Source organism: Leptothrix cholodnii SP-6 (assembly GCF_000019785.1).
Taxonomy (GTDB): domain Bacteria; phylum Pseudomonadota; class Gammaproteobacteria; order Burkholderiales; family Burkholderiaceae_C; genus Sphaerotilus; species Sphaerotilus cholodnii.
The window spans coordinates 2,291,623-2,306,981 of record NC_010524.1 but is presented as its reverse complement, the minus strand read 5'-3'; the positions used below and the strand labels follow the sequence as shown (position 1 = coordinate 2,306,981).

The window sequence follows — 15,359 nt, the reverse complement described above, 5'->3', positions numbered from 1 at the left end:
GTGTGACCGCCGCATGACAGTGCGCGAGCCTGTGCATGGCGACAATGCCGGTCATGGCTGACGCATTCAAGAACCTGATCAACCCCGCCACCGTCGCGGCGATGGCGCAGCACCTCGGGCGGGTCAGCGCGCATTTTGATCACGACGCCTTCGTCGCGCGCGCCTTGCCCGATCTCGACGGCCTCGAATTCAAGGCCCGCGCGATGCAGCTGGCCGACGCGCTCGAGCAGGCGCTGCCGGCCGATTTCAGCCTGGCGTCGCAGGCGCTGGTGAATGCGCTCGGGCCGCCGGGGCAGGGCGACGATCTGAGCGGGCTGCGGACCGGCGATCAGGGCCTGGCCGGCTGGGCGCTGTGGCCGATGGGCGAGTTCATCGCCCGCCACGGCCTGGCCGATCCCGCGCGCGGGCTGCAGGCGCTGCACGCGATGACACAGCGTTTCAGCGCCGAGTTCGCGATCCGGCCGTTCATCCTGGCGCATCCGCAGCTGACGTTCGAGACCCTGGCGCGCTGGGTGCACGACCCGAGCGCACATGTGCGCCGACTGGTCAGCGAGGGCAGCCGCCCGCGCCTGCCGTGGGGCCTGCAGCTCAAGCCGCTGATCGCCGACCCGAGCCCGACGCTTGCGCTGCTGGCCGCGCTGCAGGACGACCCCAGCGCCTACGTGCGCCGCTCGGTCGCCAATCATCTCAACGACATCGCCAAGGATCATCCCGCGCGCGTGGCCGAGTGGCTGCAGCGCCATCTGCCCGATGCGTCCGACAACCGCCGGGCGCTGCTGCGCCACGCCAGCCGCACGCTGATCAAGCAGGGTGACGCCGCGGTGCTGACGGCCTGGGGCCTGGGCGCCGAACTGCACGGCCAGGCGGCGCTGCGCATCGGGCCGGCGCGCATCCGGCTGGGCGAAGCCGTCGAGCTGAGCCTGACGCTGCGTTCGACCGCAGCCGCCGCGCAGGCGCTGGTGGTCGACTACGTGGTGCACCACGTCAAGGCCGGCGGCAGCACGTCGCCCAAGGTCTTCAAAGGCTGGCGCGTGCAACTGGCGGCGGGCGAGCAGCGGCTGCTCAGCCGCCGCCACAAGGTGACGCCGATCACCACCCGCACCTATCACGCGGGTTGGCATCGCGTGCAGGCGCAGGTCAACGGACGGGTGGTGGCCGAAGCGGGGTTCGAGCTGGGTGTCGATTGACCCGGCCGATGCCGGTCGGCTCAGCTGACGACCAGTTGCGCGAGCTGCTCGACCGCGGCCACGTCGATCGCCTCGAAGCCTTTGAAATTCAGGTCTTCGAGGATGCGCAGGCCGGCCGGATCGGTCTGCATGTCGCAGAGCACCGCGCGGATCTCGTCGGCCCGGTCGGCCAGTTCGGGGCCGACGCAGAAGCAGTGGCTCGCTTGCCGGCTCTCGGTCTGGGCCAGCACCTGCAGTTCGGCGCGTGACTTGGCGGCCATGCCGTTCCAGGTCTCGTTGAAGACGAAGGCGGCGTCGGCCTGGCCGTTCAGCACCGCATGCGCGGCCTTGAGGTGGTTGCCGACGAACTGGTAGCTGGCGCGCGACAGATCAATCCCCAGCTGATCGAGCAGCGTCAGGCCGAGGAAGTGCACGATCAGCTTTTCGGTCGCCGACGCGATCTTCAGCGGCCCGTCGGCCGGCAGGAGCTTGCCGGCCGACGCGATCAGCAGGGTCTCGTCGAACAGCGCCACCGGCCGTGCCAGCGGCACGAAGCCGCGCTGGCGATGGAACTGCAGTGCGCTGAACGGGTTGGCGTAGACCAGGTGGTAGCCCCCTGCCAGCACCTGCTCGCGCTCGATGTTGAAGTTGTCGGCCGGCTCGAAGCGCATCGCGATGCCGAGCTTGCGCTGCAGGTAGGTGTTGAGCACGAACCAGCCGGCCAGGTTCTTGGCCGTGTCGTGCGGGCAGACCGAGAGGCGATAGCGCGTCGCAGCCTTGCTCGCGTCGCCGGGTGTGGACGGCGCCGTCAGCATCAGATCACCTTGCTGATCGAGTCGGCGGCGCGCTTGACGTCCAGGAAGATCAGGCCCAGGCGGGCGTTGGGCTTGCACAGCGCGGTCAGCACGGCGTCGCCGCCGGCGTGCGTCATCAGCACGTAGCCCTTGCCGCCCTTGACCAGCACCTGCTCGAGCTCGCCCCGCGCGAGTTCGCGCGAGGTGCGGTCACCGAGCGACAGCATGGCCGCGCTCATCGCGCCGACGCGGTCTTCATCCATGCCCGCGGGCAGCAGCGAGGCCATCATCAGGCCGTCGTTGGACAGCACGGCCGAGGCCTCGATGTCGGCGGTGGAGCCGTTGAGCTCGCTCAGGATGGAATTCAGCAGTTCAGCGCGCATGCTTGCATTCTCGAAATGAAAATAAGATGCGGCTGATGTTATCGATCGCCGGTGTGCCGGCTGAGCGCAGCGGCCGGCTCGATCCCCGTGAATCAGGGGGTGCAGGGGTCAACTATTCCCGCCCTGGGCGCTCGCGTGCCAGGCGCGCCCGCCGCCCGTTCAGTCGAACTGGGATGAAAACAGCGTGTCGCTGTAACCCACGGTCAGGCGCTGGCGGGCCGCCTGGCCCCACTGCACGATCGGGCGCTTGATCACGCTGGGGTGGGCCAGCATCAGGGCACGGGCGCTGGCCGCGTCGGTGACGGCGGCCTTGGCGGCGTCGTCGAGCCCGCGCCAGGTGGTGCCGCTGCGGTTGACCAGCGGCTCCCAGCCGAGCGTGGCGATCCACTGGTCGAGCGCGGCCTCGGGCACACCCTGCTTCTTGAAATCGTGGAAGGCGTAGGGCCGGCCGTGTTCCTCGAGCCAGGCGCGGGCCTTCTTGACGGTGGTGCAGTTCGGGATGCCATGCAGCGTGATCACGCGGTCCTCCTGGGTCTCGTTTGTATGGGATCGGGGCGGCGTCACTGGCGCGCGGTGCGCACGTTGACCGGCGGCGCGGCCGGGTGGCTGGTGCGCCAGGGGTTGATGTCGAGCCCGCCACGGCGCGTGTAGCGGGCGTAGACCTGCAGCGTGGTCGGCCGGCAGCGCTGCCAGATGTCCATGTAGATGCGCTCGACGCACTGCTCGTGGAACTCGTTGTGCTGGCGAAAGCTCACCAGGTAGCGCAGCAGCCCGGCCTCGTCGATCTGCGCGCCGCTGTAGCTGATCTGCACGCTGCCCCAGTCGGGCTGGCCGGTGACGAGGCAGTTGCTCTTGAGCAGGTGGGAGGTCAGCGTCTCCTCGACCGGCAGCTCGTCGTGGTTGGCGCTCAGCAGCTCGGGGGCGGGCGTGTACCGGTCGCACTCGATGTCGAGCCGGTCGAGGTTGCGGCCCGACAGCTCGTGGATGGGCTGGGCATCGAAGAGTTCGGGCGGCACCAGCTTCACGCCCACCCGCACGCCGAAGGCAGCGCTCAGGTCGCCCACCAGCAGCTCGCGCACCGCGTCGCTCGACTCGTAGCGGCTCATGTTGAAGCTGTTGAGGTAGAGCTTGAACGACTTGCTCTCGACGATGGCCGGCGATTCGCACGGCACCGTGAGGTTGAGCAAGGCGACCTGCGGCTTGCCGCGCGGCGTCAGCCACGACAGCTCGTAGGCGGTCCAGAGGTCGCAGCCCATGAAGGGCAGCTCGCCGCTCAGGCCGATCTCGTCGCGCTTGGGCTGGCGCGACATCGGATAGAGCAGGCTCGCGTCGTAGGTGTCGCGGTAGCTCGACGCGCGGCCCAGGGGCGAGGCGTCGGCGTTCGGGTTGGGATCGGGCAGCTGGCTCATGACGGATGGGGGCGGATTCGACCGCCATCCTAGCGCCGTCGGGCCGCTGTCAGCCGGCCTGCTGGGCCTGCAGCGCGCGGGCCTCGTCGTCGGTCCACAGCCGCAGGCGGGCGACGAAGTGCTGGCCCGAGCCTTCTTCGAGCGAGAAGGTGCCGCCGTCACCCGGCACCACGTCGATGGTGAGCTGCAGGCCCTGCAGGTAGTCGCTCTGGCCGCGGCTGGCGTAGAAGGGCACGCCGCCGATCGCGCCGAGCTGCACGTCCTCGCTGTTGAGGCCCATCTCGCCTTCGGCGAAGCACATCGGCACGCTGCCCTCGCAGCAGCCGTGGGACTGGTAGAAGAAGATCTTGCCGTGCTGCTGGCGCAGGCGCTCGATCAGTGCGCAGGCCGCCTCGGTGGCGATGACGCGTTCGATCATGGCGATGTCCTTTCGTGCGGACGTGTTCGTGGCAGACGTGAAAAGGGGCGGCACATGGCCGCCCCGTCAAGCGATCGGATCCGCCGTCCGCCCGTGGGCGGAAGCAGCGGCCAGGATCAGAAGAAGCCCAGCGCGTTCGGGTTGTAGCTCACGAGCAGGTTCTTGGTCTGCTGGTAGTGGTCGAGCATGGACTTGTGGGTCTCGCGGCCGATGCCCGATTCCTTGTAGCCGCCGAACGCCGCACCGGCCGGGTAGGCGTGGTAGCAGTTGGTCCAGACGCGGCCGGCCTGGATGGCCCGGCCCATGCGGTAGGCGCGGCTGCCGTCACGGCTCCACACGCCCGCGCCCAGGCCGTAAGGCGTGTCGTTGGCGATGGCCAGGGCTTCGGCTTCGTCCTTGAAGGTGGTCACGGCCAGCACCGGGCCGAAGATCTCTTCGCGGAACACGCGCATGTTGTTGTTGCCCTTGAACAGGGTCGGCTGGATGTAGTAGCCGCCGGCCAGGTCGCCGCTCATCTCGGCCTTGCCGCCGCCGATGAGCACTTGCGCGCCTTCCTGCTTGCCCACTTCGAGGTAGGACAGGATCTTGTCCATCTGCATCGCCGAGGCCTGCGCACCCATCATCGAATCGGTGTCGAGCGGGCTGCCTTGCTTGATCGCGGCGACGCGCTTAAGGGCGCGGTCCATGAACTTGTCGTAGATCGATTCCTGGATCAGCGCGCGGCTCGGGCAGGTGCAGACTTCGCCCTGGTTGAACGCGAACAGCACCAGGCCTTCGACGGCCTTGTCGAAGAACGCATCGTCAGCCGAGGCGATGTCCTCGAAGAAGATGTTGGGGCTCTTGCCGCCCAGTTCCAGCGTGGCCGGGATCAGGTTGGTGGCAGCGGCTTGTGCGATCACGCGGCCGGTGGCGGTGGAGCCGGTGAAGGCGATCTTGTTGATGCGCTTGCTGGTGGCCAGCGGCATGCCGGCTTCGCGGCCGAAACCGTTGACCACATTCAGCACGCCCGGGGGCAGCAGGTCGGCGATCAGCTCGACCAGCACCAGGATGCTGATCGGGGTCGATTCGGCGGGCTTGAGCACCACGCAGTTGCCGGCGCCGAGTGCGGGGGCCAGCTTCCAGGCCGCCATCAGGATCGGGAAGTTCCAGGGGATGATCTGGCCGACCACGCCGAGCGGCTCGTGGTAGTGGTAGGCGATGGTGTTGCCGTCGATTTCGGACAGCGAACCTTCCTGCGCACGCAGGCAGCCGGCGAAGTAGCGGAAGTGGTCCGACGACAGCGGGATGTCGGCGTTGAGCGTCTCGCGGATCGCCTTGCCGTTGTCGACGGTTTCGGCATAGGCCAGCACCTCGAGGTTGGCGTCGATGCGGTCGGCGATCTTGAGCAGGATGTTGGCGCGCTCGGTGATCGAGGTGGCGGCCCAGCCGGCCTTGGCGGCGTGGGCGGCGTCGAGGGCGAGCTCGATGTCGGCGGCGGTCGAGCGGGCGGCCTGGGTGTACGGCAGGCCGGTGATCGGGGTGATGACGTCGAAGTACTGGCCTTCGACCGGCGCGACGAACTTGCCGTTGATGAAGTTGTCGTAGCGGGTCTTGTAGGCGAGTTTCGCGCCAGCGGCGCCGGGCAATGCGTACAGCATGGGGTGTGTCTCCTGCGGGTTGAGAGGGTCTGGACAGCACCTCTAACGCATCGCTCGTGCCAGCTTGGGCCCGCGCGTGTTTTGGCGCCAAAACCGCGCGTTTCACCTATGAGAAACAGTCCGGATTGACCCGCGGCGCACCGGCTGTCTCGATGCCTGTGGCGATGTGGAGCAGTTGCCCGGTCACAGCGTCACAATCGTCTGGCACAGCGGGTGTACCGCCGTGATCGCGGGGGCGGGTCGGCCCTTTTGAATCGGTTTGCATAGCCAGCGGGCCTGCAGGCCGGGCCGGAGACGACGTGATTCAGTCGGCGGCGCGCCGGATCGCCCGCGCCAGCATCAGCACCGGGATCAGCCCGACCAGCACGATCGCCAGCGAGGGCAGGGCGGCCTCGGCCAGTCGCTCGTCGCGGGCCAGCTGGTAGGCCACCACCGCCAGGGTGTCGCTGTTGAAGGGGCGCAGCACCAGCGTGGCGGGCAGCTCCTTCATGACGTCCACGAACACCAGCAGCGCCGCCCCCAGCACCGACGGCAGCAGCAGCGGGCCGTGCACCTGCCAGAACATGCGCGCCGGGCCGGCGCCGAGCATGCGCGAACTTTCGTCCAGGCTGGGCGAGAGGCGGGCATAACCGGCCTGCACCGACTGCAGCGCCACTGCGGAGAAGCGCACCAGGTACGCATAGATCAGGCCGAACGAGGTGCTGGTCAGCAGCGTGCCCCAGTTGCTGTCGGGCCAGCGCTGCTGCAGCCAGCCGGCCGGCAGCAGCAGGCCGATGGCGATCACCGCGCCCGGCACGGCGTAACCGAGCGACACCACGCGGATGCCCACCCGCAGCGGCCAGCTCGGCCGCAGCCGCACGGCAAACGCCAGCACCAGCGCGAACAGCGCGGCCAGCAGCGCAGCGCCGCCGGCGAGTCGCAGGCTGGCCCAGGACCAGGTCAGGAAACGATCCCACGGCAGGCCGAACTCGCCGTGCAGGTGTTCCTCGAGCACCAGGCGCAGCAGCAGCAGCACCGGCAGCACGAAACCGAGCAGCACCGGCAGGCTGCACAGCAGCATGGCGGTCAGCGCCGCCGGGCCCTTCAGGCGCAGCGGCTGGGCGTCGGCGCCACGGCCGGCCGGGCGGCTGGAGGCGAATCGCAGCCGGGCTTGCGCATGGTGTTCGAGCCACACCAGCAGCGCCACCACCACCAGCAGCACGGTCGCCAGCTGCGCGGCGGCGATGCGGTCGCCGAACGACAGCCAGGCCTTGTAGATGCCGGTGGTGAAGGTCTGCAGGCCGAAGTAGGCGCCGACACCGTAGTCGGCCAGCGTTTCCATCAGCGCCAGCGAGACTCCGGCGGCGATCGCCGGGCGTGCCAGCGGCAGCGCCACCTCGCGCACGCGCCGCGTCATGCCGGCGCCGAGCAGGCGGGCGGCTTCGAGCAGCGCCGAGCCGCGTCCGGCCAGCGCGGTGCGGGTCAGCAGGTAGACGTAGGGATAGAGCGCCAGCACGAACAGCACCACCGCGCCCGCCAGGTTGCGCACGTCAGGCCAGAGCGCGCCGGTGGCGCCGGTGCGCATGCGCAGCCAGGCTTGCAGCGGTCCGCTCGATTGCAGGGTGTCGGTGTAGACGTAGGCCAGCACGTAGGCCGGCATCGCCAGCGGCAGCAGCAGCGCCAGCTCGAGGGCGCGCCGGCCCGGGAAATCGAACAGCGTGACCGCCGCCGCCGTGCCGGCGCCGACCAGCGCCACGCCCAGGCCGACGGCCACCGCCAGTTGCAGCGAGCTGCTGGCGTAAGCGGGCAACACGGTCGAGAACTGGTGCCGAAGCAGATCGAGCGCATCCGCGTCGAGGCTGAACCAGGCCGACGCCAGGCTCAGCACCGGCAACGCCAGCAACAGGCAGAGCAGACCGAGCGCGTGGTTCAGCCGCGTGGCGGGCACAGTGGACATGTCAGGCGTTGATCGAGAATGATTTGCATTGCCAATTGACCGTTATGATAGAGCGGTTTTTCAACCGTCTTCAGCGTTTGCGCCACACGATGTACCTGCATCTCGACCAGATCAGTGTCCAGTACGCCGCAGCGGCCCGCCCGGCGGTCCAGCATGTCTCGCTGGGCTTGCGGCGCGGCCAGGTCGGCGCGTTGATCGGCCCATCGGGCTGCGGCAAGACCTCGCTGCTGCGCGCGGTGGCCGGGCTGGAGCGGCTGAAGTCCGGCAAGGTGGTGCTGGATCAGCGCACAGTCAGCGATGCCGCGCTGGGCGTGCACGTCGACGCCGAGGCGCGCCGCATCGGCATGGTGTTCCAGGACTACGCGCTGTTCCCGCACATGACGGTGGCGCAGAACATCGCCTTCGGCCTGCACGGCCAGTCGGCTGCGGCGCAGCGCGAGCGCGTGGCGCAGATGCTCGACCTGGTCGGCCTGGGCGGGGCGGCCAAGCGTTATCCGCATCAGCTCTCGGGCGGTCAGCAGCAGCGCATCGCGCTGGCGCGGGCGCTGGCGCCGCAGCCCAGCCTGCTGCTGATGGACGAGCCGTTCTCGAGCCTCGACATCGACCTGCGCGAGCGCCTGGCGCAGGAGGTGCGCGCGATCCTGAAGCAGACCGGCACGACGGCCCTGTTCGTCACCCACGACCAGCTCGAGGCCTTTGCCGTGGCCGACGTGATCGGCGTGATGAACCACGGCCAGCTCGAACAGTGGGACGAGGCCTACGCGCTCTACCACCGGCCGGCGACGCGGTTCGTGGCGAGCTTTGTCGGGCACGGCGTGTTCGCCCAGGCCGAACTGGTGGTCGGCGCCGACGGCCCGCAGGTGCGCACGCCGCTGGGCCTGCTGTCGGACCCGATCGAATGCCCGCTGCCGGGCAACGACGGCTTGTGCGAGGTGCTGCTGCGCGCCGACGACATCGTGCACGACGACGACAGCCCGGTGCGGGCACAGATCCAGGCCAAGGCGTTCCGCGGCTCGGAGTTTCTCTACACCCTGAAACTCGCCAGCGGCGAGCAGGTTCTGGCCCATGTGCCATCGCATCACGACCACGCGATCGGCGAGTGGATCGGCGTGCGCGCCGAGATGGATCACGTGGTGACGTTCCCGCGGCTGGTGGCCTGAAGCCGGTTTTCGCGCCGATATCGAGCGCGGTGCGCGGGTTCGAGATACCCCTTGTCACGGGGTGAAACGGCGGCACGCGGGCGCCCCGCAAGGCATCCGGGAGATGTCGGCCGTCCTATACTTCCGGCGCGTGGCCATGGGGCAACGTCTGGTGTTCCCGAAGGTGAATCGACATGAGCAGCAAGTGGAAAGTGGCGGGTTGGGTGGCAGCTGGCGCGGTGGCCGGGGCCCTCACGACGATGCAGTTGCAGGCGACCGCTCGCAGCGCGATGTCGCCGCTGCCCATCGAGGACATGCAGCAGCTCGCGGCTGTGTTCGACCTGGTGAAACGCTCGTATGTCGAGCCCGTGGATGAAAAGAAACTCATCCGCGACGCCATCGGCGGCATGGTTTCGGGGCTCGATCCGCACTCCGTCTATTTCGAAGGCCAGGCTTTCAAGGAATTCCACGAAGGCATCAGCGGCAAGTTCACCGGCGTGGGTATCCAGATCGAGATGGACGACGGGCTGGTGAAGGTGGTCTCCCCGATCGAGGGTTCACCAGCTTTCCGTGCCGGCATCCAGACCGGCGACCTGATCACGCGCATCGACGACACCGCGGTCAAGGGCCTGACGATGGATCAGGCGATCAAGCGCATGCGCGGGCCCAGCAATTCCAAGGTCATGCTGATGATCTTCCGCAAGGCCGAGAACCGGACCTTCCCGGTGACCATCGTGCGCGAGGAGATCAAGACCAAGAGCGTGCGCTCCAAGGTGGTCGAGCCGGGTTATGCGTGGATCCGCGTCAGCCAGTTCCAGGAGCCGACGCTGCGCGATTTTGCCGAGCAGCTCAAGGACATCTTCAAGCAGGAGCCCGGCCTGAAGGGCCTGGTGCTGGATCTGCGCAACGACCCGGGCGGCCTGCTCGACAGCGCGGTGGGCATCTCGGCGGCCTTCCTGCCGCGTGACGCGGTGGTGGTGTCGACCAACGGCCAGATCGCCGAATCGCGCAGCACCCTGAAGGCGGCGCCGGCGTACTACTCGCGCGACGGCAGCGACGTGCTGGCGGGCGTGCCGGCGCTGATCAAGACGGTGCCGGTGGTGGTGCTCGTCAACGAAGGTTCGGCCTCGGCGAGCGAGATCGTCGCCGGCGCGCTGAAGGATCACAAGCGCGCCGTCATCATGGGTTCGCAGACCTTCGGCAAGGGCTCGGTGCAGAGCGAGATGACCCGCCTGCCGATGCCCAACACGTCGTTGAAGATCACCACCGCGCGCTACTACACGCCGTCGGGTCAGTCGATCCAGGCCAAGGGCATCGTGCCGGACGTGCTGGTCGACGAGACCGCCGAGGGCAGCCCGTTCGCCGCCCTGCGCATGCGTGAGGCCGACCTCGATCGCCACCTGACCGGAGGTGGCGAGAGCGGCAAGAAGGACGCCGCTCGCGAGAAGGCGCGTGAAGAGGCGCTCAAGAAGCTCGAAGAGGAAAACGGCAAGAACAGGGACAAGGCGCCGGCGCGGCTGCCCGAGTTCGGTACCGCTGAAGACTTCCAGTTGCAGCAAGCGCTCAACCGCTTGAAGGGCAAGCCGGTACTCGCCAGCCAGACGCAGTCCGAACGCAAGGCCGAAGAGCCCAAGAGCAACTGACACCCGGCTGGCAGGTCCGGATCCTGACGCGGGGGCCTTCGGGCCCCCGCGCTGTTTCGGGGGTGTTTCTGGGTATGCTCCTGCGCATGAACGATGACCAGTTGCTGCGCTACAGCCGCCACATCCTGCTCGACGACATCGGCGTCGAGGGACAGCAGGGCATTCTCGATGGCCACGCCCTCGTGATCGGCGCTGGCGGGCTGGGGTCGCCCGCCTTGCTCTACCTCGCCAGTGCGGGCGTCGGCACGATCACGGTGGTCGATCACGACACCGTCGATCGCACCAACCTGCAGCGCCAGATCGCCCATCAGGAATCGCGGGTCGGCTGGAGCAAGGTCAACTCGGCTGCGCTCAGCATGGCGGCGATCAACCCGGAGGTGAAGGTGGTTGCGCTGCAGCGCCGTGCCGACACGCAGTGGCTCGGGGAACTGGTGGCTGCAGCCGATGTGGTGCTCGACTGCAGCGACAACTTCGCCACCCGCCAGGCGGTCAATGCGGCCTGCGTGCAGCACGCCAGGCCGCTGGTGTCAGGTGCCGCGATCGGCCTGGACGGACAGATCTCGGTCTGGGATGCGCGCGGATCGGCCCATCCTTGTTATGCCTGCGTCTTTCCGCCCGAGACGACTGTCGAAGAGGTGCGCTGCGCCACGATGGGCGTGTTTGCGCCGCTGGTGGGAATCATCGGCACCATGCAGGCCGCAGAGGCGCTGAAGCTGCTTGCGCGCACCGGCGTGTCGATGGCGGGTCGGCTGCAGATGCTCGATGCCCGCAACATGGAATGGACCGAAATCCGCGTCGGCCGTGATCCGAATTGCCCGGTGTGCGCAACGCGGCATTCTTGAAATCAGCCTCGGTTGCGACCCGCTGACGGGTGTCGCCGGATGATGGCTGTGCGCCGGCTCAGCGGGTATGCTGCGCGTCATGGACAAGACCAAACCCGCCCTGACAGATCGCAATTTCCCGACGGCTGAAGAGGAAGTTCAGGCCCAGGCTGCTCCTTCTCGCTACGGCGGCAAGGGCAGCGCCTACAGCCTGGCGTTTACCGACAGCGAATTCCTGCTGCGCGAGGAACTTCGGCCCGTGCGCATGCAACTCGAGCTGCTCAAGCCCGAGATGATCCAGCAGGAACTGGGCATCGAGTCGACCATCGTGATCTTCGGCAGCGCGCGCATCCTGCCGCCGGAGGTGGCCGCCCAGCGCCTGTCGGAGGCCGGCACCGATGCCCGCGCCGTGCGGGCGGCACAGATGCAGGTGCAGATGAGCCGCTACTACGACGAGGCGCGGCGCTTTGCAGCCATCGTGACCGAGCGCTCGTGCACGCTGGACACGCCGATCTACGTGGTCACCGGCGGTGGCCCCGGCATCATGGAGGCCGGCAACCGGGGAGCCCACGAAGTCGGCGGCAAGAGCATCGGATTGAACATCGTGCTGCCGCACGAGCAGGAGCCCAATCCGTACATCACGCCCGAGCTGTGCTTCCAGTTCCACTACTTTGCGCTGCGCAAGATGCACTTCGTGATGCGCAGCATCGCGCTGGTGTGTTTCCCAGGCGGCTTCGGCACGCTCGACGAGCTGTTCGAAACCTTGACGCTGGTGCAGACGGGCAAGTCCCGGGCCCGCCCGATCCTGCTTTTCGGGCGCGAGTTCTGGAGTCGCCTGATCAACTTCGACCTCCTGATCGAAACCGGCATGATCCACGCCGCCGACGTCGGGTTGTTCAAGTTCGTCGAAACGGCCGAAGACGCCTGGTACTGCCTGGCCGAGCACTACGGCTTCGACCTCCCCGCGACGCTGACGGGCCCCTTCGCCGAGGACATCTGATGACGAGCGCACCGTCTCGAAGTGTCGACCTGATCGGTGCCCCGACCGACGTCGGTGCCTCTGCGAGGGGCGCCTCGATGGGGCCGGAAGCGCTGCGGGTGGCCGGGCTGAAGGAGCGTCTTCAAGCCCACGCGATCGACGTCCACGACCTCGGCAACCTCAGCGGCCCGAGCAACCCCTGGTTGCCGCCGGTCGACGGCTATCGCCACCTGGCCGAGGTGGCTCACTGGAACAGGCAGGTGCACGAGGCCGTGTACGCCAGCCTGGCGCGTGGCCACCTGCCGATCATGCTGGGCGGCGATCATTGCCTGGGGATCGGCTCTGTCAGCGCCGTTGCGCGGCACTGCCGTGCGCAAGGCCTCAAGCTGCGTGTGCTGTGGCTCGACGCCCACGCCGACTTCAACACCAGTGCGATCACCCCGAGCGGCAACATCCACGGCATGCCGGTGGCCTGCCTGTGCGGACACGGCCCGGCCGAACTGGTCAACATCGGCGACGTGGTGCCGGCGATCTCACCCAAGGTGATCCGTCAGGTCGGGATCCGCAGCGTCGACGCAGGTGAGAAGCGCTTCGTCCACCAGCAGGACCTCGAAGTGTTCGACATGCGCTACATCGACGAGATGGGCATGCGCCACGCGATGGAACTGGCGCTGGCCACGCTGGATGACAAGACCCATCTGCACGTCAGTTTCGACGTCGACTTTCTGGATCCCGACATCGCCCCGGGCGTCGCCACCACGGTGCCGGGGGGGCCGACCTACCGCGAGGCTCAGTTGTGCATGGAGATGATTGCCGACACCGGGCGCCTGGCATCGCTGGACGTCGTCGAACTCAATCCGGCATTTGATCTGCGCAACAAGACGGCCGAACTGGCGGTCGATCTGATCGAAAGCCTGTTCGGCAAGAGCACCTTGATGCGCAAGTAAAAACCGCGGCAAGGCCGCGGCGGCGGGTCAGCGGTTGCTTTCCTTGACGATGTACCACTCGGTTCCGACGCGTTTCCAGGTCAGCACCTTCTGGGTCTTGTCCTTGAAACCCTTCGACGCATAGGTTTGCTCGAAGCGGGTTTCAACCACCGTGGGCGACACCGAACGGCGCTGTACGTTGCTGATCTTCAGTTCGATCGGCCCGTCCTTCTTGAGCAGCTTGGTGCGATTGGCGAACCAGGTGTTGCGCGACACGCCGGCCGGCTTGAAGCTGGCGTCGTAGAAGCTGACGTAGCGCGTCACGTCCTTGGTCGACCATGCCGCCACCCAGTCGAGCAGACGCTGCGACACCGGCGACGAAATCGGCGGATCAGGCCGCGGCGACTTCTGGGCGGCAGCAGCAAGAGCGGCTCCGTTGGCAGCCGGCACGGCGATCGACGACGCAGGCACCGGTGCGGCCAGTGAAGCCGTGGCGCCCTGGTCCTGCCGGGCACGGGCATCCAGATCCGACTTCGTCAGCAGAGCGAGTTCGGTGGCGCTCAGCGGGCACCGCTGTGCCGCGTCATCGCCGGCTTGCCAGTAACGACCATCATCCGGTTCGTCGGCGGCGTTGCCCGCACGCGTGAGGCCCAGGGCGGCCACCAGGCTGCTGGAGGCCGCGTGGCTGCGCGCCTTGGCCACGACCAGGTCGTGCTCGGCGGCGGTCAGGGCGCGACGGGCTGCGTAGAGCTCGTTTTCGGCATTGAGCACGTCAAGCAGGCTGCGCTGACCGATGTCGAACTGCTGGCGATAGGCGTCCCGGGCCTTTTCGCTCGACAACACATTGCGATCCAGATACGAGATCTGCTCGGTCAGCATGCGGACATCGTTGTAGGCGATGGCCGAGGTCTGACGCGCGTCCCGGCAGGCCTTGTCGCGGGCGTCGCCAGCCTGGTTGAGCAGGTTGGCATATTGACGCACACGCGCCTGATCCGACCCGCCGTTGTAGAGGTTCCAGTTCAGGAAAACGCCAGCGCTGGTTTCGCGCTTCTGATCGGCAACGCCGTCGAGGTTGTTGCCTGCGCCACTGCGCAGCCGCGCCTCGACGCGGGGCTGGAAGGCGCTGTCGCGTTCCTTGCTCTGCGATTGTGCCGAGCGGACGTTCTCGACCGCAGCCGCGACCATCGCATTGCGCTTGGCGGTCTGATCGAGCGCCGTGGCGGCAGACGCCGGCAGACCGCGATCCAGATTGGCGGTCAAGGGCAGTTGGCTGGGCGGAACCGTACCGACGATGCGCCGATACCGTTCGGTGACGTCATGCAGATTCGACGACTCGGTCGCCAGATTGGATTCGGCCAAGGCCAGTCGTGCGCCGACCTGCTCGAGGTCGACCCCTCGACCGACGCCTGCCTTGACACGCGACTGGATCTGGTCGAACACCTGCCGGTGCTGCACGTAGTTGTCCTCGGCGAGTTTCACCATGCGACGCGCGCGCGCCACGTCGGCGTAGGCACGCGTGCTTTCGAGGGCGGCCTGCTCGCTGCTTTCGATGAACTCGAAATACCGCACCAGGCGAGCGTGGTCAAGTCGCTGAACCTGGCTGCGCGTGCCCATGCCGTCCCACAGCAACTGGGTGGCCGTCAACGCGATGCCCGTGCTGTTCATGGACTGGCTGGCCGGCGTGCGACCGTTCTCGATCCGATCACGGGTCCGTGACGCTTCCGCGGACAGATCGACACGAGGCAGGAAACCGCCCCTGGCCACATCGACCTCGTCGACCGCAGCGCGGAACGCATTGAGACGGGCCGTGACCTCTGGATTGGTGGAAATCGCTCGTTGCGCCGCATCCTTGAGCGGATCGGTGACCTGTGCCACCGCGCTAGCAGGCATGATTGCCAAGTGGCAAGCCAAGGCGATCAGCCCGACGACATGGGGGTTGATGTGTTTCATTTTGGTGTAAATCCTTGCTTGCTGCCTGTCGCCACCGCCGAGACGGCAACGCCTCGAAAGACAGATGTTTGAAACGCTGAAATGTCGCGATTCATAGACTTAATTCATTCAAGTATTTCACATGCGCAGGCATCCCGGCAAGCAAGGCCAGATTTGTC

The 15,359-nt window shown here is 67.5% G+C and carries 14 protein-coding genes; 6 read left to right on the top strand and 8 right to left on the bottom strand.

All coding sequences use genetic code 11. The features are described 5' to 3' along the window. The first annotated feature begins 53 nt into the window (after positions 1-53). Complete coding sequence (locus LCHO_RS10575; protein ID WP_043705144.1) at positions 54-1,187, top strand: DNA alkylation repair protein; 1,134 nt, start codon at positions 54-56, stop codon at positions 1,185-1,187. A 20-nt stretch (positions 1,188-1,207) separates the two neighbouring features. Here LCHO_RS10575 and LCHO_RS10570 read toward each other — a convergent pair whose 3' ends face one another. From LCHO_RS10570 to LCHO_RS10540, 7 genes are all read right to left on the bottom strand, one after another. Beyond that, positions 1,208-1,981, bottom strand: coding sequence for a phosphate/phosphite/phosphonate ABC transporter substrate-binding protein (locus tag LCHO_RS10570; protein WP_012347136.1), 774 nt, complete (start codon positions 1,979-1,981; stop codon positions 1,208-1,210). Then, the gene (locus LCHO_RS10565; protein WP_012347135.1) at positions 1,981-2,343 is read right to left on the bottom strand and encodes a roadblock/LC7 domain-containing protein; all 363 of its coding nucleotides are present in this window, start codon (positions 2,341-2,343) and stop codon (positions 1,981-1,983) included. Before LCHO_RS10565 ends, LCHO_RS10570 begins: the two co-directional genes overlap by 1 nt. Before the next feature lie 159 nt (positions 2,344-2,502). Further along, positions 2,503-2,862, bottom strand: a complete 360-nt coding sequence (locus LCHO_RS10560) for an ArsC family reductase (protein WP_012347134.1) — start codon at positions 2,860-2,862, stop codon at positions 2,503-2,505. A gap of 41 nt (positions 2,863-2,903) precedes the next feature. After that, the gene (gene queF / locus LCHO_RS10555; protein WP_012347133.1) at positions 2,904-3,752 is read right to left on the bottom strand and encodes an NADPH-dependent 7-cyano-7-deazaguanine reductase QueF; all 849 of its coding nucleotides are present in this window, start codon (positions 3,750-3,752) and stop codon (positions 2,904-2,906) included. A 49-nt stretch (positions 3,753-3,801) separates the two neighbouring features. Continuing rightward, entirely contained in the window at positions 3,802-4,170 is a 369-nt protein-coding gene (locus tag LCHO_RS10550; RefSeq protein WP_012347132.1) for a DUF779 domain-containing protein, read from the bottom strand. A 116-nt stretch (positions 4,171-4,286) separates the two neighbouring features. Further along, entirely contained in the window at positions 4,287-5,807 is a 1,521-nt protein-coding gene (gene exaC, locus LCHO_RS10545; protein ID WP_012347131.1) for an acetaldehyde dehydrogenase ExaC, read from the bottom strand. A gap of 304 nt (positions 5,808-6,111) precedes the next feature. Further along, the gene (locus LCHO_RS10540; RefSeq protein WP_012347130.1) at positions 6,112-7,743 is read right to left on the bottom strand and encodes an ABC transporter permease; all 1,632 of its coding nucleotides are present in this window, start codon (positions 7,741-7,743) and stop codon (positions 6,112-6,114) included. An 89-nt stretch (positions 7,744-7,832) separates the two neighbouring features. Here LCHO_RS10540 and LCHO_RS10535 point away from each other — a divergent pair, with 89 nt between their 5' ends. The 5 genes from LCHO_RS10535 (at position 7,833) to rocF (ending at position 13,272) form a co-directional block, all read left to right on the top strand. Beyond that, positions 7,833-8,903, top strand: coding sequence for an ABC transporter ATP-binding protein (locus LCHO_RS10535; RefSeq protein WP_012347129.1), 1,071 nt, complete (start codon positions 7,833-7,835; stop codon positions 8,901-8,903). 173 nt (positions 8,904-9,076) lie between these two features. Beyond that, a complete protein-coding gene (locus tag LCHO_RS10530) occupies positions 9,077-10,525 on the top strand; it encodes a S41 family peptidase (RefSeq protein WP_012347128.1) in 1,449 nt (482 codons plus the stop codon). 86 nt (positions 10,526-10,611) lie between these two features. Next, entirely contained in the window at positions 10,612-11,367 is a 756-nt protein-coding gene (locus LCHO_RS10525; RefSeq protein WP_012347127.1) for a HesA/MoeB/ThiF family protein, read from the top strand. Positions 11,368-11,446: 79 nt separating this feature from the next. Next, entirely contained in the window at positions 11,447-12,346 is a 900-nt protein-coding gene (locus LCHO_RS10520) for an LOG family protein (RefSeq protein ID WP_150105453.1), read from the top strand. Further along, positions 12,346-13,272, top strand: a complete 927-nt coding sequence (gene rocF / locus LCHO_RS10515) for an arginase (RefSeq protein WP_043704153.1) — start codon at positions 12,346-12,348, stop codon at positions 13,270-13,272. Before LCHO_RS10520 ends, rocF begins: the two co-directional genes overlap by 1 nt. A gap of 27 nt (positions 13,273-13,299) precedes the next feature. Here the strand turns inward: rocF and LCHO_RS10510 are convergent, their stop codons facing one another. Further along, the gene (locus LCHO_RS10510; RefSeq protein ID WP_223210533.1) at positions 13,300-15,126 is read right to left on the bottom strand and encodes a TolC family outer membrane protein; all 1,827 of its coding nucleotides are present in this window, start codon (positions 15,124-15,126) and stop codon (positions 13,300-13,302) included. Positions 15,127-15,359: the final 233 nt, after the last annotated feature.